Source organism: Roseibium sp. (assembly GCF_965233565.1).
In the GTDB taxonomy this organism is placed as follows: domain Bacteria; phylum Pseudomonadota; class Alphaproteobacteria; order Rhizobiales; family Stappiaceae; genus Roseibium.
Genome location: NZ_OZ247494.1, coordinates 4473826 through 4499320 on the forward strand (window position 1 = coordinate 4473826; position 25495 = coordinate 4499320).

21 protein-coding genes are annotated in these 25495 nt (G+C 59.1%); 13 read left to right on the forward strand and 8 right to left on the reverse strand.

What is annotated here, in order from left to right:
• Positions 1-23: 23 nt before the first annotated feature.
• Positions 24-1385, forward strand: a complete 1362-nt coding sequence (locus ACO6TG_RS20450) for an FAD-dependent oxidoreductase (RefSeq protein WP_422374896.1) — start codon at positions 24-26, stop codon at positions 1383-1385.
• A gap of 97 nt (positions 1386-1482) precedes the next feature.
• Entirely contained in the window at positions 1483-2100 is a 618-nt protein-coding gene (locus ACO6TG_RS20455) for a GntR family transcriptional regulator (protein WP_422374897.1), read from the forward strand.
• Positions 2101-2170: 70 nt separating this feature from the next.
• Here the strand turns inward: ACO6TG_RS20455 and ACO6TG_RS20460 are convergent, their stop codons facing one another.
• The 5 genes from ACO6TG_RS20460 to ACO6TG_RS20480 all read right to left on the reverse strand — a co-directional run bounded on the left by ACO6TG_RS20460 (position 2171) and on the right by ACO6TG_RS20480 (position 8739).
• On the reverse strand, positions 2171-3199 hold the full coding sequence (locus tag ACO6TG_RS20460; protein WP_422374898.1) for an adenylate/guanylate cyclase domain-containing protein: 1029 nt from the start codon (positions 3197-3199) through the stop codon (positions 2171-2173).
• A gap of 98 nt (positions 3200-3297) precedes the next feature.
• Positions 3298-3702, reverse strand: coding sequence for an MAPEG family protein (locus tag ACO6TG_RS20465; protein ID WP_422374899.1), 405 nt, complete (start codon positions 3700-3702; stop codon positions 3298-3300).
• A 148-nt stretch (positions 3703-3850) separates the two neighbouring features.
• Entirely contained in the window at positions 3851-5449 is a 1599-nt protein-coding gene (locus ACO6TG_RS20470; protein WP_422374900.1) for a bifunctional aspartate transaminase/aspartate 4-decarboxylase, read from the reverse strand.
• A 68-nt stretch (positions 5450-5517) separates the two neighbouring features.
• Positions 5518-7227, reverse strand: a complete 1710-nt coding sequence (gene aspT, locus ACO6TG_RS20475) for an aspartate-alanine antiporter (RefSeq protein ID WP_422374901.1) — start codon at positions 7225-7227, stop codon at positions 5518-5520.
• A 117-nt stretch (positions 7228-7344) separates the two neighbouring features.
• Positions 7345-8739: an L-serine ammonia-lyase gene (locus tag ACO6TG_RS20480; protein WP_422374902.1), complete on the reverse strand. Its 1395-nt coding sequence runs from the start codon at positions 8737-8739 to the stop codon at positions 7345-7347.
• A 246-nt stretch (positions 8740-8985) separates the two neighbouring features.
• Here ACO6TG_RS20480 and kynU point away from each other — a divergent pair, with 246 nt between their 5' ends.
• Entirely contained in the window at positions 8986-10206 is a 1221-nt protein-coding gene (kynU, locus tag ACO6TG_RS20485; RefSeq protein WP_422374903.1) for a kynureninase, read from the forward strand.
• On the opposite strand, the gene ACO6TG_RS20490 is transcribed toward kynU, so the two are convergent.
• Positions 10199-12277: a putative bifunctional diguanylate cyclase/phosphodiesterase gene (locus ACO6TG_RS20490; protein ID WP_422374904.1), complete on the reverse strand. Its 2079-nt coding sequence runs from the start codon at positions 12275-12277 to the stop codon at positions 10199-10201. The two genes, kynU and ACO6TG_RS20490, sit on opposite strands and share 8 nt — an antisense overlap.
• Before the next feature lie 739 nt (positions 12278-13016).
• Between ACO6TG_RS20490 and ACO6TG_RS20495 the strand changes: the two genes are divergently transcribed.
• The 6 genes from ACO6TG_RS20495 to ACO6TG_RS20520 all read left to right on the forward strand — a co-directional run bounded on the left by ACO6TG_RS20495 (position 13017) and on the right by ACO6TG_RS20520 (position 19110).
• A complete protein-coding gene (locus ACO6TG_RS20495) occupies positions 13017-13787 on the forward strand; it encodes an ABC transporter ATP-binding protein (RefSeq protein WP_422374905.1) in 771 nt (256 codons plus the stop codon).
• Complete coding sequence (locus ACO6TG_RS20500) at positions 13784-14491, forward strand: ABC transporter ATP-binding protein (protein WP_422374906.1); 708 nt, start codon at positions 13784-13786, stop codon at positions 14489-14491. Before ACO6TG_RS20495 ends, ACO6TG_RS20500 begins: the two co-directional genes overlap by 4 nt.
• 6 nt (positions 14492-14497) lie before the next feature.
• Positions 14498-15370, forward strand: a complete 873-nt coding sequence (locus tag ACO6TG_RS20505; protein ID WP_422374907.1) for a branched-chain amino acid ABC transporter permease — start codon at positions 14498-14500, stop codon at positions 15368-15370.
• Between the two features lie 12 nt (positions 15371-15382).
• Positions 15383-16366: a branched-chain amino acid ABC transporter permease gene (locus tag ACO6TG_RS20510; protein ID WP_422374908.1), complete on the forward strand. Its 984-nt coding sequence runs from the start codon at positions 15383-15385 to the stop codon at positions 16364-16366.
• A gap of 92 nt (positions 16367-16458) precedes the next feature.
• The gene (locus tag ACO6TG_RS20515; RefSeq protein WP_422374909.1) at positions 16459-17664 is read left to right on the forward strand and encodes an ABC transporter substrate-binding protein; all 1206 of its coding nucleotides are present in this window, start codon (positions 16459-16461) and stop codon (positions 17662-17664) included.
• A 267-nt stretch (positions 17665-17931) separates the two neighbouring features.
• Positions 17932-19110, forward strand: coding sequence for an NAD(P)/FAD-dependent oxidoreductase (locus ACO6TG_RS20520; RefSeq protein WP_422374910.1), 1179 nt, complete (start codon positions 17932-17934; stop codon positions 19108-19110).
• 3 nt (positions 19111-19113) lie between these two features.
• On the opposite strand, the gene ACO6TG_RS20525 is transcribed toward ACO6TG_RS20520, so the two are convergent.
• A complete protein-coding gene (locus tag ACO6TG_RS20525) occupies positions 19114-19839 on the reverse strand; it encodes a pYEATS domain-containing protein (RefSeq protein ID WP_422374911.1) in 726 nt (241 codons plus the stop codon).
• Between the two features lie 135 nt (positions 19840-19974).
• Between ACO6TG_RS20525 and ACO6TG_RS20530 the strand changes: the two genes are divergently transcribed.
• The 4 genes from ACO6TG_RS20530 (at position 19975) to hemP (ending at position 24017) form a co-directional block, all read left to right on the forward strand.
• A complete protein-coding gene (locus tag ACO6TG_RS20530; protein WP_094073961.1) occupies positions 19975-21039 on the forward strand; it encodes a LacI family DNA-binding transcriptional regulator in 1065 nt (354 codons plus the stop codon).
• Positions 21040-21090: 51 nt separating this feature from the next.
• Positions 21091-22698 (forward strand): glycoside hydrolase family 43 protein, encoded by a 1608-nt coding sequence (locus ACO6TG_RS20535; RefSeq protein WP_422374912.1) that lies wholly within the window; start codon positions 21091-21093, stop codon positions 22696-22698.
• A gap of 105 nt (positions 22699-22803) precedes the next feature.
• Positions 22804-23268 (forward strand): iron-responsive transcriptional regulator RirA, encoded by a 465-nt coding sequence (rirA, locus tag ACO6TG_RS20540; protein ID WP_094073963.1) that lies wholly within the window; start codon positions 22804-22806, stop codon positions 23266-23268.
• 533 nt (positions 23269-23801) lie between these two features.
• The gene (gene hemP, locus ACO6TG_RS20545; RefSeq protein ID WP_094073964.1) at positions 23802-24017 is read left to right on the forward strand and encodes a hemin uptake protein HemP; all 216 of its coding nucleotides are present in this window, start codon (positions 23802-23804) and stop codon (positions 24015-24017) included.
• A gap of 77 nt (positions 24018-24094) precedes the next feature.
• Here the strand turns inward: hemP and ACO6TG_RS20550 are convergent, their stop codons facing one another.
• Complete coding sequence (locus tag ACO6TG_RS20550; RefSeq protein WP_422374913.1) at positions 24095-25378, reverse strand: adenylate/guanylate cyclase domain-containing protein; 1284 nt, start codon at positions 25376-25378, stop codon at positions 24095-24097.
• Positions 25379-25495: the final 117 nt, after the last annotated feature.

The window sequence follows — 25495 nt, forward strand, 5'->3', positions numbered from 1 at the left end:
TCAAGAGACTTCTGTGAGGAAGCGTGAAAAAGATAACCGAACCTGCGCGCGAAATTGACGTGATCCATGAAACCGATGTTCTGGTTGTCGGCTCCGGGCCAGGCGGTCTGGCGGCCGCTCTCGGCGCTGCCCGGGCCGGGGTCGAAGTGACCCTGGTGGAACGCTTCGGCTGTTTTGGTGGCAATATCACCGCCGTAGGTGTGGAAGGCTTTGCCTGGTATCGGCACGAACAGACCGTCGACACGGAAGGCGTCGGCCGGGAATTTGAGAACCGTGCTCGCGAAGCCGGGGCAACAACGCCCGAACCCCAGTCCGACAGCGACGCAATCGACGCCGAAGGCTTCAAGCTTGTGGCCGACAATCTGGTTGAGGAAGCCGGCATTCACCCGATGCTGCACAGGGCCTTCGCAGCGCCGATCATGGACGGGAACGAAATCCGCGGCATCATCACCGAAAGCAAGGCGGGCCGGGAAGCTATCCTTGCCAAAAAGGTGATCGATGCGACCGGCGACGCGGATGTTGCCTATCGCGCGGGCGCGGCAACCCACAAGACACCGGTAGAGGACATGCAGGCCGCCTCTGTAATGTTTTCCATGAACGGTGTCGACAAGAAGAAGTTCATCGAGGCGATCAAGGCCGACCCGCAGACCTATAAGGACTGGGAAAGCGGTGAATGGTCGGTGGAAACCACGGGCAAGGAAGACAAGATGTTCTCGCCCTTCCTGCGCAAGCCGTTCGAAAAGGCGATGGACAGCGGGATCATCCCGCCGGCGCTGCAGACGATTTCCGGCACCTGGGGCGCTGTTTATGACAGCGGCGATCTCACTTATCTGAACCTGGTGCATCTGCCGGAATGTGACGGCACCGACCCGGCCTCCATGACCCGCAACGAGATTGAGGGCCGCCGCCAGGCGATGATGGCGGTCGAGGCGCTGAAGCGCTACCAGCCCGGCTGCGAGGCGGCAAAGCTGCGCAATTTCGGTATGACCATCGGCATCCGCGACACCCGCAAGATCCTGGCGGCCTATAACATGACGGGCGAGGATGTGAGAGAGCAGGGGCGCTTCGGCGACAGCGTCGGCATCTTCCCGGAATTCATCGACGGCTACGGCATCCTGATCCTGCCGACGACGGGACGCTATTTCCAGCTGCCCTACCGCACCATGCTGCCGAGAGGCGTCAGCAATCTGCTGGTGGCCGGCAGGGCTACCGGCGGGGACAAGGTCAGCCATGCGGCGACGCGCAACATGATGTGCTGCACGGTGACCGGTCAGGGGGCCGGTGTTGCCGCCGCGATTTCGGTAAAACACGGCATCGATCTTGAGGCGATGGACATCAGTCTGCTGCAGGCAGAACTGAAACGGCAGGGCGTTCGGCTGCACTGAAGCGGTTTGAGAAATTGCTGATTTCAGGTGAGCACGTGCTGCGATTTGCGTGAGCCGCGCCCTTGCGCGGCCAGAAACGAGCCGCTAACCAGAATGCATGAACGGATCTGAAATCTACCAACGGCTGATCGGGCTCATCGAGGAACGTGTCCTGAAACCCGGCGACCGTCTGCGCGAAGCAGACCTTGCCGAGGAATTCGGTGTGTCCAGAACGCCGATCCGCGAAGGCTTGAAACGTCTGGAGGCCCAGGGCCTGGCGGCGCACGAACCCAATCGCGGCATGGTCGTGCCGACGCTGGATCACGGTCAGATCAACGAGGTCTATTTCATGCGCGAGGTGCTGGAAGGCACAGCTGCGGGTCTTGCCGCAAAACACGCCTCGAAACCGGAGATCGAGATCCTGCAGGATCTGGTCGCATCGGACCGCAAGCGCATTGCCGACAAGGACAGTCTGGTCCGCTCCAATCGCGAGTTTCACCGGCGCCTTTGCCTGGCATCCCATAACCGCTATCTCGTTGACCAGATCGAGCACCTGCGCCTGTCGCTGATCCTGATGGCCGGCACCACATTGGACACGCCCGAACGGCGCGAGACGGCCGTGGAAGAGCACGCGGCCATTGTCGATGCCATCGCCAAGGGCGATGCCAAAACCGCCGAGGCGGCCGCCCGTCTTCACATTTTCCACGCGCACAAGACCCGCCTGCAGCAGATTTAGAGCGCGCCAATGACGTAGCCCCGATCCCAACGGCAAAAGACTGCCAGCTTTTGCCATCAGTTGGGGTGTGTCATTCGTCCGGACAATCTGCAGCCCAAAGGGTCAGAGACAAGCTCTTGCCTGTCGCTTGATATGGTTCCAGCCGACGAAGCGGTTTGGTCGCGGAATCTGGCAGACGTCCGACGATGTCGTTTGACAGGAGCGTTGCTTCGTTGAGGACCTTGGCAGCGCCCTCGATCCTTGCTGCTGTGTTCATCGTATCGCCGAGCAAGGCGATTTCCTTCTTCCAGTCGCCGATCTCGCCGGTGGCGACCTGCCCGCAATGCAGAGCGACCCTGATGCGGGGCGTGTGCCCGAAGCTGGCTTGATAGTCCTTCTTGCGGCGCTCCAGAACCTTGTGCAGCTGAAAGGCACATTCCAGGCACCTGGCGTCCTTGAGACCACGTGCCAAGGGCCACGTAACAATGACCGCATCGCCGACATAGCGATAAACATCGCCTGCCGACTGATCTATCGGCCTTGCGAGATCAAGGGCAACTTCCTGCAGAAAGTTATGAAACGCGAGCTCGCCGATCTTCTCCGCCAGGGCTGTCGAGCCGACGATGTCCGCAAACAGGACGATCCGCTTTTCCAGGCGCGGGCGGCTGTAGCGTCCTGTCACCAGTGCAGCAGTCGCTTCAGCGCCAAGGAGCCGGTTGATTTCAATGGCCGTTGAGAAGGCGAAGGAAACGGCGGCCGAAATCAGAAAGACTTCCAGAAAGTCGCGTTGCTGCCAGGGCAGCAGGCCAATTGTGAGTAGACCTGACGCCGCGAGACCCAAAAGGATAAAGAAACTGTATGCAAGGGCCCGGGAGGCCATGAGCATCACTGGCGGCAGCCGCCTGACCCTGCGCAGGCTGGAGTTCGAAAAGATCAGGAACTCCACAGTTGAACATCCACAGCCGATCACGCCGCCAGTGATGCTCCCCTGAAGGGCAAAGAAGGCCGCCGTGTCGCCGCCGCTTCGCAAGACCCCGATCAATGCGCCGACAAGGATGGAGGCCCCTGTGATTTGGAGGATCTTGTCGAGCAGCTTTCGGTGCCGAAGAGATGTTGCCACGAAACCCTCCGGCAACTGCGGTTGTGCACCAGCAACGTGCGGGCAAAGTGATCAGGTCTTCAGAGCACGATTTTGCAAGCCGGGCAAGGTGGTCACTCTCAGCTCAAAAAGGACCCATTGACCGCCAGCACCAGGTTGGCGAGGGCGGCGATGACGATCACGGCAAATGTCAGGACCATGCCGACAACGCGCAGGTTGCCCAGTTCAGGCTCCTGGCTGAAACCATACGCGTGGGCGATGCGGCCTGCGACGAGAACCGTTCCAAGGCCCCAAAGCAACAGAGGTGCACCGTTCATCAGTTCCAGCATCAAAAGGAGCAGAAGGGCGAAGGGGGCATATTCGGCGCAATTGCTGTGGGCGCGCATGCGGCGGATCAGTTTCCTGTTGCCCTGATCACCGAGCCCGATCCGTTCGCTGCGCCTGGCAGCGATCACCCGTATGGTCAGCACCACGTAAAGCAGCGCAAGCAAGCCGGCGAAGATTGGCGTTATCATGACGCTCATGAGCCCCCTCTGAGAAACGGTTCAGGCAAGCCATCAAAACAGGAATTCCGTGCACTTGTCATTACGAGCGAGGCGGAATGCCGGTTCAGCTTTCCGACTCATTCCTTTATTCGTAGGCCGGTTCAGGACGCCGGTTCAGGACGCCGGTTCACCCGGCTGTCTGAGCGGAATACTCGTCAAAATACTCCGTGATCACCTGCCGCGCAAAAGCGCCGATACTGGCATAATCTGCCTCCGTGAGGTTGGCGAGCGATACCCGTGCGGATGCATCCACCACCTCAAATCCCTTGCCCGGCAGAAGCACCACGCCGGTCTCCTCCGCCAGCCGGAACAGGAAATCATATCCTTTCTTGTTGGCAACGAACCACTCGGCAAAGCCATCGCCATAGAGCTGACCGCTCAGTTTTTGCAGGTTGACCAGCGTGTAGTAGTTGACATCGTTCGGCTCGCGATGCGGTTTCACGCCCATATTGAGTTCGAGCGTGTTGAAACGCTTGCGGATCAGGCTCTTGGCAGCATTTTTATAGTGATCATCCCGGTCTAGCAGTCCCGCCATGGCGAACAGCATCATCTGGATCTGCTGCGGCGTCGAGGCTCCGGCTGTGTGGTTGAGCGCAACCGCCCGGCTGTCGGCGACCAGGCGGTCGATCAGCTTGATCGCGCGTGGCGCGGTTGTCAGTGAGGCATAACGCTTGTCCAGACCGGTCTTGGTTGTTTCCGGCAGGGCTGCGAGGGCGTCGTCGAAGACATTGTCGTCATGGAGCGCGATGACGCCGAGCCGCCAGCCGGTGGCACCGAAATATTTCGAAAAGGAATAGACGCACAGCGTGTTGCGCGGCGCTTTGGCGAACAGCGAAACGAAATCGTCTGCGAAGGTTCCATAGACATCGTCGGTGACAACATAAAGATCCGGGCGCTTTTCGTTGATGACGGCGGCCACCCGTTCGAGATCGTCCGGCGACAGTTTGACGGAGGGCGGGTTGCTGGGATTGACGATGCAGAACACCTTGATATCGGTGTCTTCCAGCTTGGCCAGTTCTTCGTCGCTGAACTGCCAGTCCGCGCCTTCCTCCATACGGATATCGACCACCGGCATGTCATAATCCGGGAGCGGCGGGATCTCCAGATAGGGCGAGAAGATCGGGGTGCCGAGCGCCACCTTGTCTCCCGGCTTGACGAGTCCGTTGGCCTTCAGCGTCTGAAAAATATAGGTCATGGCCGCGGTGCCGCCTTCCGTCGCAAAGACGTCAAAGGAACCCTGCCGGGGTTCATTACCGAACATCTCCTTGGCAAGATAGGCGCCGACAATCGTCTCGGTGTGGCGCAACATGCGCGGCGGCACCGGATAATTGCAGCCAAGAAAACCGGCGACCATCTCATGGATCAGTTCATGGCGATGGATGCCCAGCTGGTCCTTGGCGTAGGACAAGGTTGCTTTCAGGAACGTGGTGCCAATGAGGTCTTCATGCCTGTGCACGAAGTTTTCGAACCGTTGCAGCAGGCCGTCCTGCTCCGGAAGGCCGCCAAAGCCGCTATCGAGGTAGGAATAGGAACGTTCGGCTTCTTCCACGGCAAAATCGCCAAGGCGGAGAAAGGCCCGCCGGGGCTGGGTTGCCAGAAAATTCGGATTGCCTCGACCGGCATTCAGCATCATCCGGTCCGCCGACGAGGAGGCAATGTCGATCAGCTTGTCCTTGAGCTCAAACGGGCTCAGGTCCTGAAATTCCGAATAGTCACGCGTCGTCATGATTGCTCTCCAAACTTCACGGGCCAGAATCAAGGGCCAGAATCTAGGGTCAGAATTACAGGTCAGACTCACGGGGAAGGGTTGGTCGCGACAAGGCCGACAATGAGAGGCCCCCAAAGAGTCAGCAGCACATTGGCGACCGCATAGGTCACGGTGAACGTCACGACGGGCGTCGCGTTGCCGGCCTTGCCCATCAGCGCGGCGAAGCCGGGATTGGCGCTGCGGCCCCCGGCAACACAGGCCAGCGCCTCGATCGGGTTCTGAATGCGCAGGATGTAATAGGAGAAAAAGAAGCCGATCAGCTGCGGGATCAGTGTGACGCCGATGCCAAACAGGAACAGGCTGACACCCTGTTCCTGCAACGTCGTCAGAACCTGGGGGCCTGCGCTGATGCCGACGACGCCGACAAAGATGGCAAGTCCGAAATCGCGCAGAAAATTGACGGCACCCGTCGGCAAGGCGGCATATCGCGGATGCGTGCTGCGTAACCAGCCGAACAGAAGTCCGGACAATAAACATCCACCACCGCTGCCGATCGAAACAGGCACACCGCCCAGCTTGAATTCGATCAGGCCCAACAGCAGACCGAGCGTCATGCCGATGCCGAAAAAGATGAAGTCGGTAACCGCCGCCGCGCTGATCGGGTAGCCGATCGATGCCTGGACCTTGCCAAGGTCGTGCGGGCTCCCGGTCAGTTGAAGTTCATCGCCCTTGTGGATCTGCAAATTTGGCAGGAGGGGCAGGTCGCGGCCCATCCGCTTGACGCCGGTCACGAACACATCATGCAGCGCGTTGGACTTGACGTGGTGATGCAGACCCTGAAGCCTGTGATCGGCGATTTCCGGATTGGTCAGAACGATGTGACGGTTTTCCAGAACCAGCCGGTAACCGTCCGGCGCCGGAACTTCAGCTGCAAAGGTCTCGGGTTGGGTCTCCAACGCGCTGACCAGGCCGGTAAAGGCGACAATGTCTCCGGAATGCAGCCGGGTCTCCTGCGTCAGGTCTAGATCCTGACCGGCCCTCAGGACAGCCTCAAGGGCGAGTTCTTCAAAGGCAGCGTCCAGTTCCTGCGGAGATTTGCCGATCCAGTCGGTTCCAATCGCAAGCCTGTAGAAACGGGTGTCGATGCGCCGGGCCGCGTCGAACTGACCTGGCTCCAGTTCGGTCGCGCCGCCGGACATCTGTTCGGCCAGTTTGATGGCTTCTTTCCTGATGTCCCAGCGCATGATGGTGGGAAAGAACCAGGTGATCATGATAATCGGGCCGATTGAGCCGAAAATGTAACAGACCGCGTAGCCAACGGCGATGTTGGTCTCCATCACCGACTTCAGGTCGGTGGAGACACTCAGTTTCTGGATCGTTTCTCCGGCCGTTCCGATAATGGCCGACTGTGTCAGCCCGCCGGCCGCCAGTCCGGCCGCCGTGCCGCGGTCGAGTTCGAACCCCCAGGCAAAGGCGAGCACGGTGAATAACCCGAGCAGGCACATCACGGCCGCAGACAGCAACTGGTTCAGGGATTTCAGCGACAGGGCACGGAAGAATTGCGGCCCGCCCTGATAACCCACCGCATAGATGAAGAGCGCAAAGAAGATATCCTTGACCGCCGTGTCGATGGTGACCCCGACCTGACCAAGAATGACCCCGACGATCAGCGTCCCGGCGATCCCGCCCAGAACGAAGTTTCCGACCTTGAGTTTGCCGGCGAAATAGCCAAGTGCAACGGCGACAAAAAGGAATACCAGCGACGATTGTGTCGCCAGCCATTGAAGAAGCTCCATTCCCGGCCTCCCGGTCCTGCTGCAATTTCGCGTTTCAACTGTCAATCAAACACGCAAACTATTGCGCGATGAGGACAGCCGAACAAGTAGGACCGGGTTTTTACGGACAGGCCGGGATCAGCACTCGACGATGTTCACCGCAAGGCCACCCTTGGAGGTTTCCTTGTATTGCTCCATCATGTCCATGCCCGTCTGGCGCATGGTTTCGATGCAGCCGTCCAGCGGGACAAAATGGGAGCCGTCGCCGCGCAGGGCCAGGGAGGCAGCCGTCACCGCCTTGACCGCACCGAGGGCGTTGCGCTCGATACACGGCACCTGAACCAGCCCCGCAATCGGGTCACAGGTCATGCCGAGGTGGTGCTCCAGGGCGATTTCGGCTGCGTTTTCAATCTGCTCATTTGTGCCGCCAAGCGCGGCACAAAGACCTGCTGCAGCCATGGCCGAGGCTGAACCGACTTCGCCCTGACAGCCGACCTCGGCACCGGAAATCGAGGCATTGGCCTTGATGATGCCGCCGACAGCCGCCGCAGTCAGTAGGAAGGTACGGATGCCGGCCTGATCGGCACCCGGGCAATGGTCGAGATAATAGCGCGTGACGGCGGGGATCACCCCGGCAGCGCCATTGGTCGGGGCTGTCACGACGCGCCCGCCGGCAGCGTTTTCCTCGTTGACCGCCATGGCATAGACGCCGAGCCAGTCGACGACATTATGTTCGAAAGGCGGGTTGCTGCGGCCTTCCCGGATGAGTTTCTGATAGATCTCTGCGGCGCGGCGCTTGACCTTGAGCCCGCCGGGCAGAATGCCGGACTGGGAGATGCCACGATTGATGCAGCTGTCCATGGCGGACCAGAGCTTGTCGATCCCGGCTTCAACGTCCTCGCGCGGCAGGTCGGCGCATTCGTTCTGGAGTTTCATCTCTGCGATGGAAAGCTCCGCCTCCTGTCCCATTTCCAGCATCTGTTTGGCCGAAGCAAAGGGGAAAGGTACGTCCTGGGTGGCCAGTTCGTTGACCGGTTCGTTCGTGGTCTTGCGCAGTTCTGCTTCACTGACGACAAACCCGCCACCGATGGAGTAGTAGACAAACGTGTCGATCACACTGCCGGCAGCATCCAGAAGATGGAAGGTCATGCCGTTGGCATGCAGCGGCAGCGGCGGGCCGTAGTCGAAGATGACATCCTTGTCCGGCGAGAAGTGGAGTTCAGGAAGACCTGAGATCTGAAGGCGTTTGGAGCGCTCAAGCGCTTCCAGCATCGGCTCGACCTGATCCGGGTCAAGAGTGTCGGGTCTGGCCCCGAGCAATCCCAGACAGACTGCCTTGTCCGTTGCGTGCCCCTTGCCGGTAAAGGCAAGCGATCCGTGCAGGGTGACTGTCAGACGGGTGGCCCTTTGCTCCGCGCCCGCAAGCCCGCGCAGGCGGTCAAGGTATCTGTGAACGGCCACCATCGGGCCGACGGTGTGGGAGCTGGACGGGCCTATGCCGATTTTAAAAATGTCAAAGACACTGATGAACATTTCTCTGAGACCGCATGGTTCTGGAACGCCGGTTCACCGGCTCTTGCTTCTGAGGCTAACAGATAGCGTGTCGGCCTCCTCCATTCAAACGGGCAAATTTGTGTTATTTGCGACATGGCTGTTCCAAAGTGCACGGCAACCGAACCGGTCCCCGTCTCATAGGTCTTCAGAAACAGTTGTTTGCAGCAATCCGCTTTGATAGCGTGCCGCTTCCTTTCATTTGCAACTATCCTGAACGAGAACCCGATGACTTCCCAGCACCCGGCAGACCTGACCGATGTCCTGGCCTCCAAAAAGGACGCCTTTCAGATCCCCGAGGGGGTCATCTATCTGGACGGGAACTCGCTTGGTGTCCTGCCGAAACATGTGCCGGCTCGCATTGCCGATGTGGTTGCCGAGGAATGGGGCACCAGCCTCATCCGCGCCTGGAACACGCATAGCTGGATCGATCTGCCGGGGCGCACCGGCGACCGGATCGGCAAGCTGATCGGGGCTCCCAAGGACACGGTGGTGGCCTGTGACAGCACCTCGGTGAATGTCTTCAAGGTTCTGTCCGCGGCGCTGTCCTTGCGTCCCGAGCGCAAGGTCATTCTCTCTGACAACGGCAATTTCCCGACCGATCTTTATGTGGCGTCCGGTCTGAAACAGCTGCTCGACAAGGGGCATGAACTGAAGATCGTCGATCCGCTGGAGGTGCGCGCCGCCATCGACGAGACCGTTGCCGTGGTCATGCTGACCCAGGTCGATTACCGCACGGGGCGGGTGCACGACATGGTGGACCTGACCCGGGTTGCCCATGACGCCGGTGCGCTCGCGATCTGGGATCTGGCGCATTCGGCAGGTGCCATCCCGGTGGATCTCACTGGCGCGAAGGCGGACTTCGCTGTCGGCTGCGGCTATAAATATCTGAATGGAGGCCCCGGCGCGCCGGCTTTTCTCTACGTGGCACCCGAGCACCAGGAGAAGGTCACCTCACCATTGACCGGCTGGATGGGGCACGAAGCCCCCTTTGCCTTCGATCTCGACTATCGGCCGGTGAGCGGCATCAACCGCATGACGGTCGGCACCCCGGCCATCCTGGCCTTGTCCAGTCTTCATGCCGCACTGGATGTGTTTGAAGATGTTGATATGGCGGACATCCGCCGCAAATCGGTTTCGCTCAGCGAACTTTTCATCTCAGAGGTCGAAGCCAAGTGTCCGCAATTGGAACTGGCCAGCCCGCGCGATCCGGAATGCCGCGGCAGCCAGGTGTCGTTCCGGTTCGGTGAGGGCTATGCGGTCGTCCAGGCGTTGATCGCGCGGGGTGTGATTGGCGACTTCCGGGCACCCGACGTCATGCGCTTCGGCTTCACACCGCTTTACCTGTCACACCAGGATGTTGTCGACGCCGTCGACATCCTGCGCGATATCCTGGAAACGGAAAGCTGGAACCGGCCGGAGTTCAAGAGCCGCGCCAAGGTCACATAACCGCCAGTCGCACCTGTGACCGCAACATGGCGCGAAAGTCGTCTTCCGGCACCGGCTTTGAATAGAGAAAGCCCTGGAAACGGTTGCAGCCGTTTTCCGACAGCCAGGTGCGCTGCTCGGCCGTTTCCACGCCCTCCGCGACGACTTCGGCGCCAAGGGCTGAGGCCAGTGACAGGATCAGTTTCACGATAGCACCGCCTGTTGCGATGTCTTCCATGAACATCCGGTCGATCTTGATGCCGTCGATCGGGTAGTTGTGCAGATAGGCCAGGTTGGAATAGCCGGTGCCAAAATCGTCAATGACGATCCGGTAGCCTGCAGCCTTCAGTACGGTCAGCGTCTCGAAGGCATTGGGGATGTCCCCGAGAAGAACGCTTTCGGTGATTTCCAGCGAGATCATGCCGGGGTGGCAACCGGTCAGATCGGCAAGGGCCTGCATCCGCGTCATGAAGTGCGGGTCCGACATCTGGCGGGGGGAAACGTTCATGGAAAGAGGGATGGAAAATCCTGCCTTTGCCAGGTCCGCCTGCAAGGCTCCGACCTGGTTTCCAACCCAGGCGCCAATGTCGTTGATCAGTCCGGTTTCTTCCGCAATCGGTACAAATTCGTCAGGTCGGACAAGGCCCTTCATCGGATGATGCCAGCGTATCAACGCTTCTGCACCGACAACACGTTCCGTGTTGGTGCAGGCGATCGGCTGAAAATGCAGCACAAATTCATTGTCGCGAATGGCCCGTTCCAGATCCTTTTTGATGGAATGGTGTTCGTCTCTGAGGAGGCGCATGCGTTCGCGGTAGCGCACGCACTTGCATTTGGGGTCCGTCTTGGCCTGATAGAGGGCGAGGTCGGCATTCCGCATCAACTGGTCGATGGATTTCCCATCCTCCGGGAAATGAGCGTAGCCGATGCTGAGACCGATCTGCCTGGGTTTTCCGTCAATGAGCTGGGACGTCGCGAAGTTCGCCAGGAGAGCCTGACCGAACCAGTCAGGAATATGGTGATCCGGTTCTTCAAGATGACAGATCAGAAACTCGTCCCCGCCAAGCCTGGCAACGATATCGTCGGGACCAGCAAGTTCCTTCAGCGTATGCGCCACGATTTGCAGCAAGGCGTCACCCGCCGCATGCCCGAGTGAATCGTTGACCATCTTGAAGTCGTCGAGATCGACCAGATAAAGCGTTGCCCGTTGATTGTTGTCTGCCGCCGTTTGCAGCACCTGGGTGACGCGCTCTTTCAGATAGGTGCGATTGGAGAGACCTGTCAGAGTGTCGTGGCTTGCAAGATACTGCGCGCGTTCCTTGGTTTCATGCAGCTCCGTGACGTCGATTTCGCTGACGAGATAGGCCGGCTGGCCCGAGACGGCGTCGTGGCACGCACGGATGGTCAGTTCATGCCAACGCGCTCCGGCCGGTGTCTCGATGTTTGCCACGAGCCTGGCAGTGCGGTCCTCAACGACCTGATCCAGAAGTCGCCGGGCTTCATGCGGATCGACAAACTGGTCCTCGAACCGGGTTTCGAGTTTCGGGCAGGCGGCCCGTGCGGCCGTGTTGCGGTAAAGGGGGGTGCCGTCCTCTGCAAACAGCGAAATCATCACCGTCGTGTGCATCAGGGCTTCGGCGCTGCGCAGGGTTTCCGGCTGCTGTTCATGATGCGGGCGGCCTTCGCACAACAGCGCCATGCGCCCGTCGTTCAACCGGATACCGCTCATCACGACTTGCAGGACCTGAGCCGTGCCTTTCGGATAAAGCGTCCAGATCTCGGCAAAACTCACGTCGTGTTTGCAGAAATCCTGCTGGTATTGCCGCAGCCGCTGCTCCACGGAATGGGACATATCCTTGCCCATGTCGCGCGATCGCAGCTCTTCAAGGGTCGCCGAATCGGTGATTTCGAGCGCTTTCCGATTGGCCCACAAGATGCGCTTGTGGTCGAAGTCAAAGATCCAGACCCCGGTATCAAGCCGGTCGAATATGGAAAACACCAGTTCCTGATCGACCCGCCCGTCCGCGATAGACTGCGGCAGAGAAGAGGAATTCTCTTCATGGTTGTGAAGTCTGTCCGGGAAATCTGACATTGGTATCGGCGGCGCTCTCCACGATAAGTTTAAGCTGCCCTTGTGTGCAACGCCAGCTTTTGTTTGCATATGTGGCGCGAACACAAAATGTACATGGCAGAAGTGTACTGACCGGAAAAATTTCAATCAATTCAAAATCGGAAAAACCCTCAGGAGACTTAACGAGACCTAGCCGGACACATGTCGTTCCCGGTTAACCCTGACAATGTCAAAGTAGGCAGTCGCGGTTTTCGTGTCGCGGCAAAATCATGTTTGCGGTGCTGGCGCGACCAAACCCGAAAGCTGTGCCGGTGTCTTTCCTCAAGGTTCGGTATCGATGGGCTATTCGCGCAAAATGTCTGGGTTTTGCTGTTGAAAGGTGCTTACGATACGCACTGCGTTGGGAAGACGGGCAATTGACGTGGCAGAACCGGAACGCTATGTCCGGCGCAGTCGCGCGACCGGTTTGATTGCTGCTGTTGGAAGTCAATCGGCAAGACTGGAACTGCGCCGATCCAAAACTTCCGAAAAATAGGCAAAATTTGAGATTGCATGTTTCGTTTAACTGCAAAAACGGGAAAATCTTGCCCTTTCTGCGGTGGAAGCCGGAGATTATGAGTTGATTGCTCTGCCAATGAAGTTAGAAGGACTGAACGCTGCGCCGAAGTAGGCCGTTTCACGCCTGCTGAAGCCATCCTGAAAACGGGAGGGGCGCGGCCAAAGACAAAAAGACTGACCGTGGGGGCGGCGAGGAGCGTGAATGCTGGAGCTTGATGAGCTCGTAATGGATTTTGGCGGATTCCGTGCGGTGAATGGCTGCACGTTCCGTGTGGAGGAGGGCAGCATTACCGGATTGATCGGTCCCAACGGGGCCGGCAAGACGACGCTGTTCAATCTGATCGCCGGTGCCTTGCAACCGACAAGCGGCCGGATCCGCTTTCTGGGCGAGGACGTCACACCGCTGGCCAGCCACCAGCTGTTTCATAAAGGGCTGGTGCGCACGTTCCAGATCCCGCATGAATTCCACAAGCTGACGGCTCTTGAGAACCTGATGATGGTGCCGCCGTCTCAGCCGGGCGAAAACCTGTTCTCCAACTGGTTCACCTGGGGCAAGGTCAAATCGGCCGAGCAGGCTGTTGAAGCCAAGGCCTACGAGACACTGGACTTTCTGGAACTGACCCACGTGGCGCATGAGCGCGCGGGCAACCTGTCCGGTGGTCAGAAGAAGCTCCTGGAACTCGGCCGCACCATGATGACCAATGCCAAGCTCGTGTTGCTGGACGAGCCGGCGGCAGGGGTCAACCGGACCTTGTTGCGCAAGCTGGAAAGCAAGATCGAGATCCTCAACAAGGAACGCGGTTACACGTTCATCCTGATCGAACACGATATGGAAATGATCGAGAAACTCTGTGCGCCGGTTGTCTGCATGGCCGAGGGCCGGGTGCTGATCGAGGGCGATTTCCAGACGGTTCGCTCCAATCCGCAGGTGCTGGAAGCCTATCTCGGCGAGACCACGGGAGACGCCGCATGACTGCGCTCCTGTCGATTGAAAACATCACCGGCGGCTATGGCGACGCCGACATCCTCAAGGATGTCTCCATGCATGTCGCTCCGGATGAGATCGTGGCAATTGTCGGCCCGAACGGGGCCGGCAAATCCACGGCGATGAAATCCGTTTTCGGCATGCTGACCATTCGCGGCGGCAAGATGCTGTTTGACGGTGACGACATCACCAAGTGGTCGCCGAACCGGATCGTCCAGCGCGGGATCTGCTACGTGCCGCAGGTCGACAATATCTTCCGGGAAATGTCGATCCACGAGAACCTGGAAATGGGCGGGTTCCTGAAAAAAGGTGATCTCAGCGCGGCCTATGACAGGGTCTACACCCTGTTTCCGGATCTGAAGGAGCGGCGCAAGACCATGGCCGGCAGCCTGTCGGGCGGTCAGCGCCAGATGGTGGCCATGGGCCGGGCCCTGATGCTTGATCCCAAGCTGCTGTTGCTGGACGAGCCGACCGCCGGCCTCTCGCCGAAATACATGGAACAGATCTTCCAGATCTGCCGGGATGTGCGCGACACGGGTGTCGCCATTCTTCTGGTGGAACAACATGCCAAGCAGGCTTTGGCGTTCTCCGACCGGGGCTATGTCCTGGCCGCCGGTCAGAACCGTCACGAAGGCACCGGCGCCGAGCTGCTGGCCGACCGTGAAGTCGCCGAAATGTTCCTGGGAGGCTGACCGGTTATGGATTTGCTTGAGCTTCTGAATTTCTACGTCATTCCGGGCATTGTGCTCGGCTCCATCTATGCGCTCGGGGCGGTCGGTATCACGCTGATCTTCGCCATTCTGCGCTACGCCCATCTGGCCCATGGTGATCTGGCGACACTGGGTGCCTTTATCGCCCTTGCTGTTGTCACCAGCCTCGGTGTGTCGCCGCTGGTCGCGTTGCCGGTTGCCATTCTGGCAACGGCGGGTGTGGCCGTTGGCATCGACAAGGTCTTTTACGAACATCTGCGCGAACGGCCCAAGATCGTCACCGTGATGGCCTCGCTCGGCATCGCGCTGATGGTGCGGTCGGTGATCCAGGTGGTCTGGGGTGTCGATACACAGACCTACACACGCGGCATCGTGCGGCCGGAAGACTATTTCGGTCTGCGCATCCGTGATCGTGAACTCTACACCGTCTTTGCCATGATCCTTCTGGTCGGCGGGCTGCATTTCTTCCTGACACGCTCCAAGTGGGGCAAGGCCATGCGCGCCATGTCCGACAACCCGAACCTGGCGCTCTTGTCCGGCATCGACAACAAGAAGGTTGTCATGCTGACCTGGGTGATCGCCGGTGGCCTGTGTGCCGCAGCCGGTTTCTTCCTCGGCCTCAACACGGAACTGAAGTCCATGATGGGCTGGCACATGCTTTTGCCCATGTTCGCCGCTGCCATCCTGGGCGGTGTCGGCAGGGTGGAGGGCGCCGTTCTCGGCGGGCTGATCGTCGGCATTGCCGAGGAAATGTCGGTCCTGATTATCCCGAGCGAATACAAGGCCGCGATGGCCTTTGCGATCCTGTTGTTCATGCTGCTTGTGCGCCCGACCGGGCTGCTCAAGGGCAAGGTTCTTTAAGGGGAGGCGGACATGGAATATCTGGGTCTCCTCAATTACGCGATCTTCATGGCGATCTTCATCGGCATCTATGCGCTGCTGGCGCTGGGGCTGAACATTCAGTGGGGTTTCGCCGGTCTCTTCAACGCCGGGATCGCCGGTTTCTTCGCGGTGGGCGCGTATACCTCGGCGATCCTGACCACCGCGGCGGATGCCTCCCGGATCGGCGGCTTCGATCTGCATTTCATCTTCGGCTGGCTTGGCGCGATGGTGGCAGCTGCCCTGATTGCCTGGCCCATCGGCAAGATCTGTCTGCGTTTCCGTTCCGATTATCTGGCGATTGCCACGATCGGCATTGCGGAAATCATCCGCCTCGTGATCAAGTCCGAACCGGCCCTGACCAACGGTGCGCGCGGCATTTCCAGCATCCCGCGCCCGGCGACGGAGTTTCCGACACTGAGCCAGGAACTGGCCTATCTGGCGTCCCAGGCGGCCTATCTGGCCATCGTCGTGGCTGTGCTGATCCTGGCCTATTTCCTGGTCGAGCGTCAGTTCAACGCCCCCTGGGGCCGCATGATGCGCGCCATCCGCGACAACGAGAACGCCGCCAAGGCCATGGGTAAGGACGTCGAGTTCCGCCGCCTGGAAGCCTTTGTGTTCGGGGCCGCCCTGATGGGGCTGGCCGGCGCGATGTTTGCCCATTTCAACCGCTCGATCACACCGGAAGCCATCGACCCGATGGTCGCGACCTTCCTGGTCTGGATCATGTTGATCCTGGGCGGATCGGGCAACAACCGGGGCGCGATCCTGGGCGCGGCGGTGGTTTGGATCATTTGGTCCGTATCAGAGATTGCAACTGATCGCCTTCCGCATGAATATGCGGTTCAGGCAAAATACATCCGCTTGTTTTTGATCGGCCTGATGCTGCAGCTGGTGCTGCGTTTCCGGCCCGAAGGGCTCCTTCCGGAGCCTCTCAGAGGGGACCAGCGGAGTACAAAACCGGGAGCGGACCACTAGGCCCGTTCCTTCAGGTGACAGCGCGCGTCAAGCGTGTGGGGCCTGAAAACCCAAAGACCCGGCAAAGACCGGATAATTGAGGAGGTACTTTTATGAAAACCAAGATTCTCGCGCTCGCAGCCGGCCTGATGACGGCAACCGCGCTGGCATCCGCTCCGGCACATGCTGACACCAAGATCGGCCTGCTCGGTGGTGTGTCCGGCCCGATCGCAGCCATGGCCCCGGCCATGATCGACGCGGCCCAGCTGGCCGTGCAGCAGGTCAACGAGCAGGGCGGCATCGGCGACAACGACAAGCTGGTCGGTGTTGTCGGCGACAGCGCCTGTAACCCGCAGAACGGTACGGACGCCGCCACCAAGGCCGTCAACATCGAAGGCGTTGTCGGCGTCGTCGGCCCGCATTGCTCGGGCGCTGTTCTGGCCGCCGCCGGTTCCGTGACCATCCCGGCCGGCATCACGCTGATCACGCCGTCCGGTACGTCCCCGGAAATCTCCAACCTGGAAGACAATGGCACCGTGTTCCGCACCGTGCCGTCCGATGACTACCAGGGCCGTGCGCTGGCGCGTACGCTGAAGGAGCAGGGCTACGGCAAGGTTGCTGTTGCCTATCTCAACAACGACTACGGCACCGGCCTCGCCAACGCGTTCAAGGCTGAATATGTCGATGAACTCGGTGGCGAAATCACCCAGTTCGCAGCGCATGAAGAAGGCAAGGCGTCCTATCGCTCCAACCTGGCAGAGCTTGCCAAGGGCGGCGCCGACACGCTGGTCATCTTCGATTATGGCGACGGCACCGGCCTGACCATCCTGCGCCAGGCGCTGGAAAACGGCTTCTTCGAGAAGTTCGTTGGTGGTGACGGCATGAAGTCCGACGCCGTGATCAACGAGCTGGGCGCTGAAAACCTCAGCACTTTCGTGTCGTCTTCTCCGGTGGGTGAAAAGTCCGAATCCCTCGACATGTTCAACGAAGCCTTCAAGGGCGTCGGCGGCGATCCGGATGCGATCTTCGTGACCACCTCCTACGACGCTGCCTTCCTGCTGGCCCTGGCCATCGAAAAGGCCGGCGGCGACAAGGCAGGTGTGGCTGCTGCCATGGTTGAAGTCTCCAACGGCGACGGCGAAGCCATCCGTCCGGGCGAGTGGAAGAAGGCGAAAGAGCTGATCGCAGCCGGCACCGCCATCGACTACAAGGGCGCTGCAGGCGACCACAACTTCGACGCCAAGGGCGACGTTCCGGGTGTCTATGCCCTGTGGGAAGTCGGCTCCGACGGTTTCGAGGTTGTTACCGAAATGAAGTGATCTCCTTCTGAAAAGAAGGGATTTTCAGGAACCGGCGGCTCGAAAGGGCCGCCGGTTTTCCTTGTTTGGGCGCACCACCTTCATGGTTTTCCTCCCGGTTTGGCGCAGCCAAGACCGGGACCCAGTAGACTTCGAGCTCTGAGACTTACGCGATGCGCCGGTGGTTACCGGGTCCCGGGTCTCCGCTGTGCTGCGCCCGGGAGGACAAGTGGAGAGGAGCGCAATTGTTCCCTTACCCCCTCCAGAAAATCCGGCTATACAGCCGCCATGCGTGATCTGGATGTTCTTGTGCTTGGTGGCGGGGCCGCCGGTTTGATGTGTGCGATCGAAGCGGGAAAACGCGGTCGCAAGGTGCTGGTCGTCGACCATGCGAAGCGTCCCGCAGACAAGATCCGAATTTCAGGCGGCGGTCGTTGCAATTTCACCAACTTGCATTGCGCGCCGGCCAATTTCCTGTCTGAAAATCCGCGGTTCTGTGTCTCGGCACTCAAGCGATACACCCAGCAGGATTTCCTGGGCCTTGTCGAAAAACACCGAATTCCCTGGCACGAGAAGACGCTCGGTCAGCTCTTTTGCGACAACAGCGCGAAGGACATCATCAGGATGCTCCTGGACGAGCTGGAAGCCTCTGGGGGAAGCCTGCAGCTGGAAACGGAGATCAAGGCGGTCGACAAACCTGACGAGCGCTTTTCCGTCGCGACTTCCAAAGGGCCCTTGCGTGCAAAAACGCTGGTGGTGGCGACCGGCGGACCGTCGATCCCCAAAATGGGGGCAACGGGTTTCGGATATGACCTGGCGAAACAATTCGGTCTGAAGGTGATCAGCCCGCGTGCAGCGCTGGTGCCTTTGACCTTCTCAGATGCCAACAAGGATCTGTGCGGGCGTCTTTCCGGCGTGTCGGTGGACGCAAAAGTGTCCTTCGGCAAAACGACCTTTCGCGAAGGCCTTCTGTTCACCCATCGCGGCCTGTCCGGTCCGTCGATCCTGCAGATTTCGTCCTATTGGCAGGAAGGCAGGCCAATTGCAGTCAATCTGGCGCCGGAGGCGGACGTGTTCGAGGTGTTGCGCCAGGCGCGGCAGGACACACCGAAGCAGGATCTCAAGACGGCTCTCGGCCTGCTGTTGCCCAACAGGTTGGCAGACGAACTCGCAGGAGCCTTTGCCCTGAAGGGCCGGATGGCCGATCAGTCGGACAAGGTGCTGCGCCGGGCTGCGGAGCAGCTCAACCGATGGCAGCTGACGCCGGTCGGCACGGAGGGCTATCGCACCGCGGAAGTCACGCTTGGCGGTGTCGACACGAAGGAACTGTCCTCCAAGACCATGGAAAGCAGCAAGGTGCCGGGACTTTATTTCATCGGCGAGGTGGTTGACGTCACCGGCCATCTCGGCGGCTTCAACTTTCAATGGGCCTGGTCGTCCGGGCATGCAGCCGGACAGTTTGTCTGACTACTAAAGGTTTGGGCCAAATCTCGCCCGTTGAATTGGAATACCATAGACCGGTGCCATTTCTACATCGAGGTAGCGGGTGAGAACTATCGGATTTTCTGTATCGTGGAAGAATACTTCGGCGATACAAAGGCAAGCGCCATACATGCTTGCAGTCAATGCGAAGCAATCATTTGAACTTGTGACGACGTATTTTGATCCGTACTTACCGCGGCCCCATCGACTTCCAAGATAATATTTTACCCTTTCTATATCGTTGAGATTTCCGTTGTTTAGGTGGGAGGTGATGTATATTGATACTTCAAAAACTCTAAGATCTTCGATATATTTTGCGGGCTCCAAAGGTTTAATTGTGTGAACGAGCATTAAGTCTCTGGACTCAAGATACTTTTCTCTTCTTGAATTTGAATCTTCGAAATCTGCTTCCTCAAGGAAGACTTTGCTTTTTTCACCTTTTTTGCCCCTGATAATTTTTCCTGATTGATCTACGATCGCTCCTTTAATTTTGAGGCCCCCGAGTTCAAATTCTGTCGCTGTCTCGAAACGTTTTAACGCAACAAGAAATAGGCTTTTAAAACTCTTTCTGAATATTAGGGCGATTAATAGAAAGAAAAACGGCCACACCAAACTGGATAGAAATGGAAGTATGTCTTCCAAGGGAAATGAAAATCCTGATTTTACTTCATCTGATAGGCTGACAAGTTCAATCTTCCAGGAATAATTTGACATTTTTCTCTCTATTTTTTCGAAATTCGCAACATTAGAAATAGAGCTGGTATTGAAGCACAACTAAAGATACGCATCAAAACATTTCTGATGACCGTTCCTCATTCGCCGCTATACTGGTGCGAAAACGAGGTAAGAATGAAGCGCGTAACCATTCACGACGTGGCGGCGACGGCCGGGGTCAGCCTGGCAACGGTGGACCGGGTGTTGAACGGACGCCCGGGCGTGCGCAAGATCACGATCGAGAAGGTCAACCAGGCAGTCGAGGCCCTGAACTACAAGCCTGACGTCTTTGCCGCGGGGCTCGCCAAGAAGCGGCTCTATCGCCTTCATTTTCTGCTTCCCAACGGACCGAATGCCTTCATGGAGGATCTGACCCGGGAAGCGCTGTCCCACGCGAAAACCCTGAGCGGCGACCGCATGCATGTGCATGTGGAACCGATTGATGCCTTCGATGGTCACCGGGTGGCCGGGACCCTGGCAGTGCTCGATCGCTCCCAATGTGATGGTGTGGCGGTGGTTGCGCCGGCCTTTCCGGAAGTCCAGGCGGCGATCGACCGTTTGCAGGACCGTGGCGTTCCCGTGGTGACGCTTGTCTCCGACCATCCGTCTTCGTCGCGCCAGCATTTTGTCGGCATCGACAATCTTGCGGCCGGACGCACCGCAGGGCGGCTTCTTGGCCGGTTCCTGCCGAAGTCTCCCGGCAAGATCGGCCTGATCGCCGGGTCACTCGGCCTGCGCGACCATGCAGACCGTTATACCGGTCTCCGGCAGGTCCTGGAGGCAGATTTCCCGCATCTGACCCTTTTGAAGGTGCGCGAAGGGCGTGATGACAACAGTCGCAACGAAGACCTGGTGAAAAAGCTTCTTGAAGAACATCCCGATCTGGCCGGGCTATACAATATCGGCGCCGGCAATCGCGGCACGATTGCTGCCCTGAGCGCGTCGGGTCGTGCCGGGGAGATCGTTTTCGTCGGCCATGAGCTGACGCCTTATACCCATGAAGCCCTCCGGTTGGGTGTACTGGATGCGGTGATCGCCCAGGACCCGGGCCATGAGATCCGCAGCGCTGTCCGGGTTCTGAAAGCCCTGTGCGACAATGCCCCGATCATCGAAGGCCAGGAACGTATCGGCATTGATGTGTTCCTGAAAGACAATCTGCCGGACCTGGCTGAGATGAGCGATAGCCAGACCACCCGTTAAGTGAGCTGATTTCGGACAAATCCTTTTGGAGAAGATTTTTGGAGATCACGAATGAGTAACGCACCTCAGAAAATTCGAAATCCCATTTTGCCGGGGTTCAACCCGGATCCATCCATTTGCCGGGTCGGCGACGACTATTACATCGCGACCTCCACGTTCGAGTGGTATCCGGGAGTGCAGATCCACCATTCGAAAGACCTGAAGAACTGGCGCCTGGTGACGCGTCCGTTGAACCGTCCGGAACAGCTCGACATGCGCGGCAATCCGGATTCCTGCGGTATCTGGGCACCGTGCCTGACCCATGCCGACGGCCTGTTCTGGCTCGTCTACACTGATGTCAAACGCTACGACGGGTCTTTCAAGGACACGCATAACTACATCGTCACGGCGGCGGAGATTGATGGTCCCTGGTCCGACCCGATCTACACCAATTCGTCCGGGTTCGACCCGTCCCTCTATCATGACGACGATGGCCGCAAATGGCACCTGAACATGATCTGGGATCACCGGGTCAGCTACAATTCCTTTGCCGGCATCGCGCTGCAGGAGTTTGATCCGGTCGCCAACAAGCTCACCGGTCCGATCCGCAACATCTTCGAAGGAACGCCTCTCGGCCTGACGGAGGGACCGCATCTTTATAAGCGCGATGGCTGGTACTATCTGCTGACCGCGGAAGGTGGCACGGCCTATACGCATGCAGTGACGCTCGCCCGCTCCAGGCGGATCGAGGGCCCCTATGAAGTGCATCCTGAGGAACATGTGGTCACGGCGCGGTTCGATCCGGACAATCCCGTTCAGCGGGCCGGGCATGGCGACATTGTCGAGACCCAGTCGGGAGAGACCTATCTGGTACATCTGATGGGGCGGCCCCGGCTCGGCCAGAACCGGTGTCAGATGGGCCGGGAAACCGCCATTCAGAAATGCGTATGGGGCGAAGACGGCTGGCTGCGCCTCGCAGCGGGCGGGCTTGCCCCCGAAGAAGAGGTCACGGCACCCGATCTGCCGTCACACCCTTTCGCCGAAGAACCGGTCCGGCACGACTTTGACGGGCCCGAGCTGCCCCTGGCGTTCCAGTGGCTGCGCACGCCCTATCCCGAGCGCCTGTTCTCCTTGAGCGAACGCCCTGGCCATCTTCGGCTCTACGGACGGGAATCCATCGGCAGCTTTTTTGAACAGTCACTCGTTGCCCGCCGACAGACCGACTACAACTACGAAGCGGAAACCCTGGTTGATTTCCTGCCGGAGAACGCCCAGCAGACGGCCGGGCTGATTGCCTATTACGGCCGGTATCAGTTTTTCTATCTCGCGATTGCCTGGCGGGAAGGCATGGGCCGGGTTCTGACGATCCACGCCTGTCCGGGTGACTATCCGGGGGCTTTCCTGACGGCTCCGCTGGATGCGCCCGTTTCTCTCGCCGAGATCGGGTCCGTGGCAATGAAGGTCACCGTTGAGGACATGGCGCTGCGGTTCTGGTACCGGACCGACGGAGAAGACTGGCAGCGCATCGGCCCGGCCTTCGATGCCACGTTGCTGGCGGACGAGTCGGGGCGTGGCGCCCATGCCAATTTCACCGGCGCCTTTGTCGGCATGCATGCGATGGACGTTTCCGGTCAGGCCCTGCCCGCCGATTTCGACTATTTCAGCTACCGGAACCTGTAACAATCGGCCTTTGCCGCAAGGTTTTCAGGCGATTTTTTGGAAAAGTCGCCTGTAACACTCAAATTTTGAATTGACGTTTGGCATTGTGGCACGCATATCTAGACCATGCGTTTGACCCAACAGACAAACTATGCCGTGCGCGCGCTGATGTACTGCGCCGTCAACCCGGACAAGCCAAGTAAAGTCGCTGATATCGCGGCCAGCTTCGACATGTCCGAAACCCACCTGTTCAAGATCATGAAGGTCTTGGTCGATGCCAATCTGATCAAGACCATTCGTGGCCGCAATGGCGGTGTGATGCTGGCCCGTCCGGCGGAACAGATCACGGTTGGCGAAGTGGTTCGCGCTGCAGAGGAAAGCTTCCTTCTGGCCGAATGTTTCGACAGTGGCCGCAAGGATTGCCCGCTGATCATGTCCTGTGGCTTCAACGGCCTTCTCCATGAAGCGCTCGAGGCCTTCATGGAGGTGCTCGATACCAAGTCGATCGCGGATCTGTCCGAAGACCGGTTCGGCATGCGGGATCTGCTCAAGATCGATGTCGCCGAGGCGCCGATCGCCGCCAACGCGTAAGCGTCACAAGACCCTGGAATGCGAGAGGCGCCACCGACAGGTCGGCGCCTTTTTTGTGCGCTCTTCGCAATTTCCGTCTCGAATCTGAAGGGGCCCTGGCTCGGTCGCCGTTTCCGGATCGAGTCGGGCGATCCTTACCTTAGCAGCGTCGAAAAGCGAGTCCTGTCATTTGGCTGAGCATAGTTTCAAGGAAGGCGCAGTTGGGGGAACAACGTCAGGTCATCACCGGCGTCTGTCACCGGAAAAGGCCGGGCTGGCTGGCCGCTGAGGGAGAGGAGAGGGCGGTTGGCTGGCCTGGCATTTTACACCTCCGGCTTGCCGGAGGTCCTGTCTTTTCCAAAACCAGAGGACGCGATTTCCGGTTCCGTTTCGATCAGGCATTGCCTTGATAGGAAAACTTGAGTATGAGTGTCAAGTATAAAGTTGAGTTAGAAACTCATCTTTAAATTCCATCGATCACGCTCCGCCGCCAACGCTCGGATTTCCCCGGGGCAAGGCAGGGCAAGATAAAGGCCAAGGACCGATTGCGCGCCATGACTTTGACAGCCAACAGCCAGAAACAACGCCTTTCCCTCGGGTCTGCCAGCCGTGCGCGGCAGGCATTTGCAGGCAAACAGGTGCGTGAGCTGAAATCGGACTACGACACGCAGGAACTCTTCAGCGGTCAGCGCCAGATTCAGATCCACCACAATGACGAGACCTACCGCCTGTCCATCACCAAACAGGGCAAGCTGATTCTGACAAAGTGAGCTTTTGGATCCCAGCATGTGTCGTCCCGGCCGAAGCGTAGCGGCGGGTCGGGATGGCAAATTGAGAGCGCGAGAGCTTACGCCGAGAAGATGGCGACCGGTTTGCCGACACCGCGCAGGGCATGCTCGCCCATTGCGTTCAGGTTGGTCTTGAGATCTCCGGTGAGTGCGTCGCGCACCGGTTCCGTCAACAGCAATTCCTGTCCGAGCGGCTTGCAAAGCGATTCCACGCGGCTGGTTTCGTTGACCGCCCTGCCGATCACGGTGAAGTCGAGACGTTCTTCACCGCCGACATTGCCGAAAAACACCTCGCCCCGATGCAGTCCGATGCCGATCTTCAGCGGGTGCCACAGCGCCGGGTCTGGCAGGTCTTCCGGTGGCGCCTGGTTGAGTTCATCGATAGTGACCAGCGCTCTCCTCGCGGCCTTTACGGCCGCATTGGCAGCAGCACCTTCCCCAAGCGCCTTCTGATCAAACACTGCCAGAATGCCGTCGCCCATGAATTTCAGAATGTCGCCGCCATGGCCAAGCACAGCCTCCGAGATCCGGTCGAAATAGGCATTTAGGACGGCGGTGACTTCCGGGCCGCTGAGCCGGTCGGCCAGCTGGGTGAAGCCGCGCATGTCCGACATGAAAACGACCGCGTCGATCGCCTCGCCATCCCCCCGTTTGATCTCGCCGTCCAGGACACGCTGGCCGGCGATCGGGCCGAGATAGGTGTCGGCGACATTACGCGCGATACGCTGCAGGATGTGGCGCTCGACATGCAGTGCCAGAAGATCGATCAGGTCGCGGATCCGGTCCTTCTGCCGACCCGGAAACCCGCCTGGCCGCGTCGTCGCGAATGTCATGGCGTTGTGGGTCTCGCCCGAAGCGCTGAGCGGCAGCGCAACATAGGCGGTGTAGCCCTGTTCGGCGAGTTCCGTCATCAGGGGGGCGGACTGACGGCCTTCTTCCGTTTCCAGGTCCAGAATGATCATCTGGCCATTGGTGATGACATTGTAGAGCGGATTGCGCGTGAAAGCGTCAGCACTGACGGCGCGCGCATCGGCCGCGATTTCATCGCAGATCTGATCCCTGGCGGTCCAGAACCAGGAGAAGCCGATAACCCGCGGGTGCAATGTGCCGATGTGAAGCGTGCAGCGGTCGACGCTGAGATCGGTCGCCTGGCAACGCCACATGAACTCCTCGAACATCAGCATGACGTTGTCGATGCGTGTCGCGTCGTGCAAAAGCCAGTCGTGGATGTCTTCGAGCGTTTGTTCCGAAGGTGCGCAATCAGGCCCGCGGCTGGAGCGGTTGATCAGGTGCACATGCTCGGGATAGCTGCGGGGCGAAGGATCAAGCGCGGTCTTGGTCATGCGGACTCCGGATGTCTGTCACGCGCTATTATTTCGGGCGGGTTGCCCCAAAGTTCAATCTGAAAATAGGAGAAGAAGGCAAGAAAGGCGGCGAGGGCTCTGAATGGAGCAGGTAGC

What these genes read in the sequence shown, in the direction of transcription:
- ACO6TG_RS20455 (WP_422374897.1), top strand. Translation starts at nt 1,483, where the DNA reads ATGAACGGATCTGAAATCTACCAACGGCTGATCGGGCTCATCGAGGAA.
- ACO6TG_RS20465 (WP_422374899.1), bottom strand. Translation starts at nt 3,702, where the DNA reads ATGAGCGTCATGATAACGCCAATCTTCGCCGGCTTGCTTGCGCTGCTT.
- ACO6TG_RS20470 (WP_422374900.1), bottom strand. Translation starts at nt 5,449, where the DNA reads ATGACGACGCGTGACTATTCGGAATTTCAGGACCTGAGCCCGTTTGAG.
- aspT (WP_422374901.1), bottom strand. Translation starts at nt 7,227, where the DNA reads ATGGAGCTTCTTCAATGGCTGGCGACACAATCGTCGCTGGTATTCCTT.
- ACO6TG_RS20480 (WP_422374902.1), bottom strand. Translation starts at nt 8,739, where the DNA reads ATGTTCATCAGTGTCTTTGACATTTTTAAAATCGGCATAGGCCCGTCC.
- kynU (WP_422374903.1), top strand. Translation starts at nt 8,986, where the DNA reads ATGACTTCCCAGCACCCGGCAGACCTGACCGATGTCCTGGCCTCCAAA.
- ACO6TG_RS20490 (WP_422374904.1), bottom strand. Translation starts at nt 12,277, where the DNA reads ATGTCAGATTTCCCGGACAGACTTCACAACCATGAAGAGAATTCCTCT.
- ACO6TG_RS20495 (WP_422374905.1), top strand. Translation starts at nt 13,017, where the DNA reads ATGCTGGAGCTTGATGAGCTCGTAATGGATTTTGGCGGATTCCGTGCG.
- ACO6TG_RS20500 (WP_422374906.1), top strand. Translation starts at nt 13,784, where the DNA reads ATGACTGCGCTCCTGTCGATTGAAAACATCACCGGCGGCTATGGCGAC.
- ACO6TG_RS20505 (WP_422374907.1), top strand. Translation starts at nt 14,498, where the DNA reads ATGGATTTGCTTGAGCTTCTGAATTTCTACGTCATTCCGGGCATTGTG.
- ACO6TG_RS20510 (WP_422374908.1), top strand. Translation starts at nt 15,383, where the DNA reads ATGGAATATCTGGGTCTCCTCAATTACGCGATCTTCATGGCGATCTTC.
- ACO6TG_RS20515 (WP_422374909.1), top strand. Translation starts at nt 16,459, where the DNA reads ATGAAAACCAAGATTCTCGCGCTCGCAGCCGGCCTGATGACGGCAACC.
- ACO6TG_RS20520 (WP_422374910.1), top strand. Translation starts at nt 17,932, where the DNA reads ATGCGTGATCTGGATGTTCTTGTGCTTGGTGGCGGGGCCGCCGGTTTG.
- ACO6TG_RS20525 (WP_422374911.1), bottom strand. Translation starts at nt 19,839, where the DNA reads ATGTCAAATTATTCCTGGAAGATTGAACTTGTCAGCCTATCAGATGAA.
- ACO6TG_RS20530 (WP_094073961.1), top strand. Translation starts at nt 19,975, where the DNA reads ATGAAGCGCGTAACCATTCACGACGTGGCGGCGACGGCCGGGGTCAGC.
- ACO6TG_RS20535 (WP_422374912.1), top strand. Translation starts at nt 21,091, where the DNA reads ATGAGTAACGCACCTCAGAAAATTCGAAATCCCATTTTGCCGGGGTTC.
- rirA (WP_094073963.1), top strand. Translation starts at nt 22,804, where the DNA reads ATGCGTTTGACCCAACAGACAAACTATGCCGTGCGCGCGCTGATGTAC.
- hemP (WP_094073964.1), top strand. Translation starts at nt 23,802, where the DNA reads ATGACTTTGACAGCCAACAGCCAGAAACAACGCCTTTCCCTCGGGTCT.
- ACO6TG_RS20550 (WP_422374913.1), bottom strand. Translation starts at nt 25,378, where the DNA reads ATGACCAAGACCGCGCTTGATCCTTCGCCCCGCAGCTATCCCGAGCAT.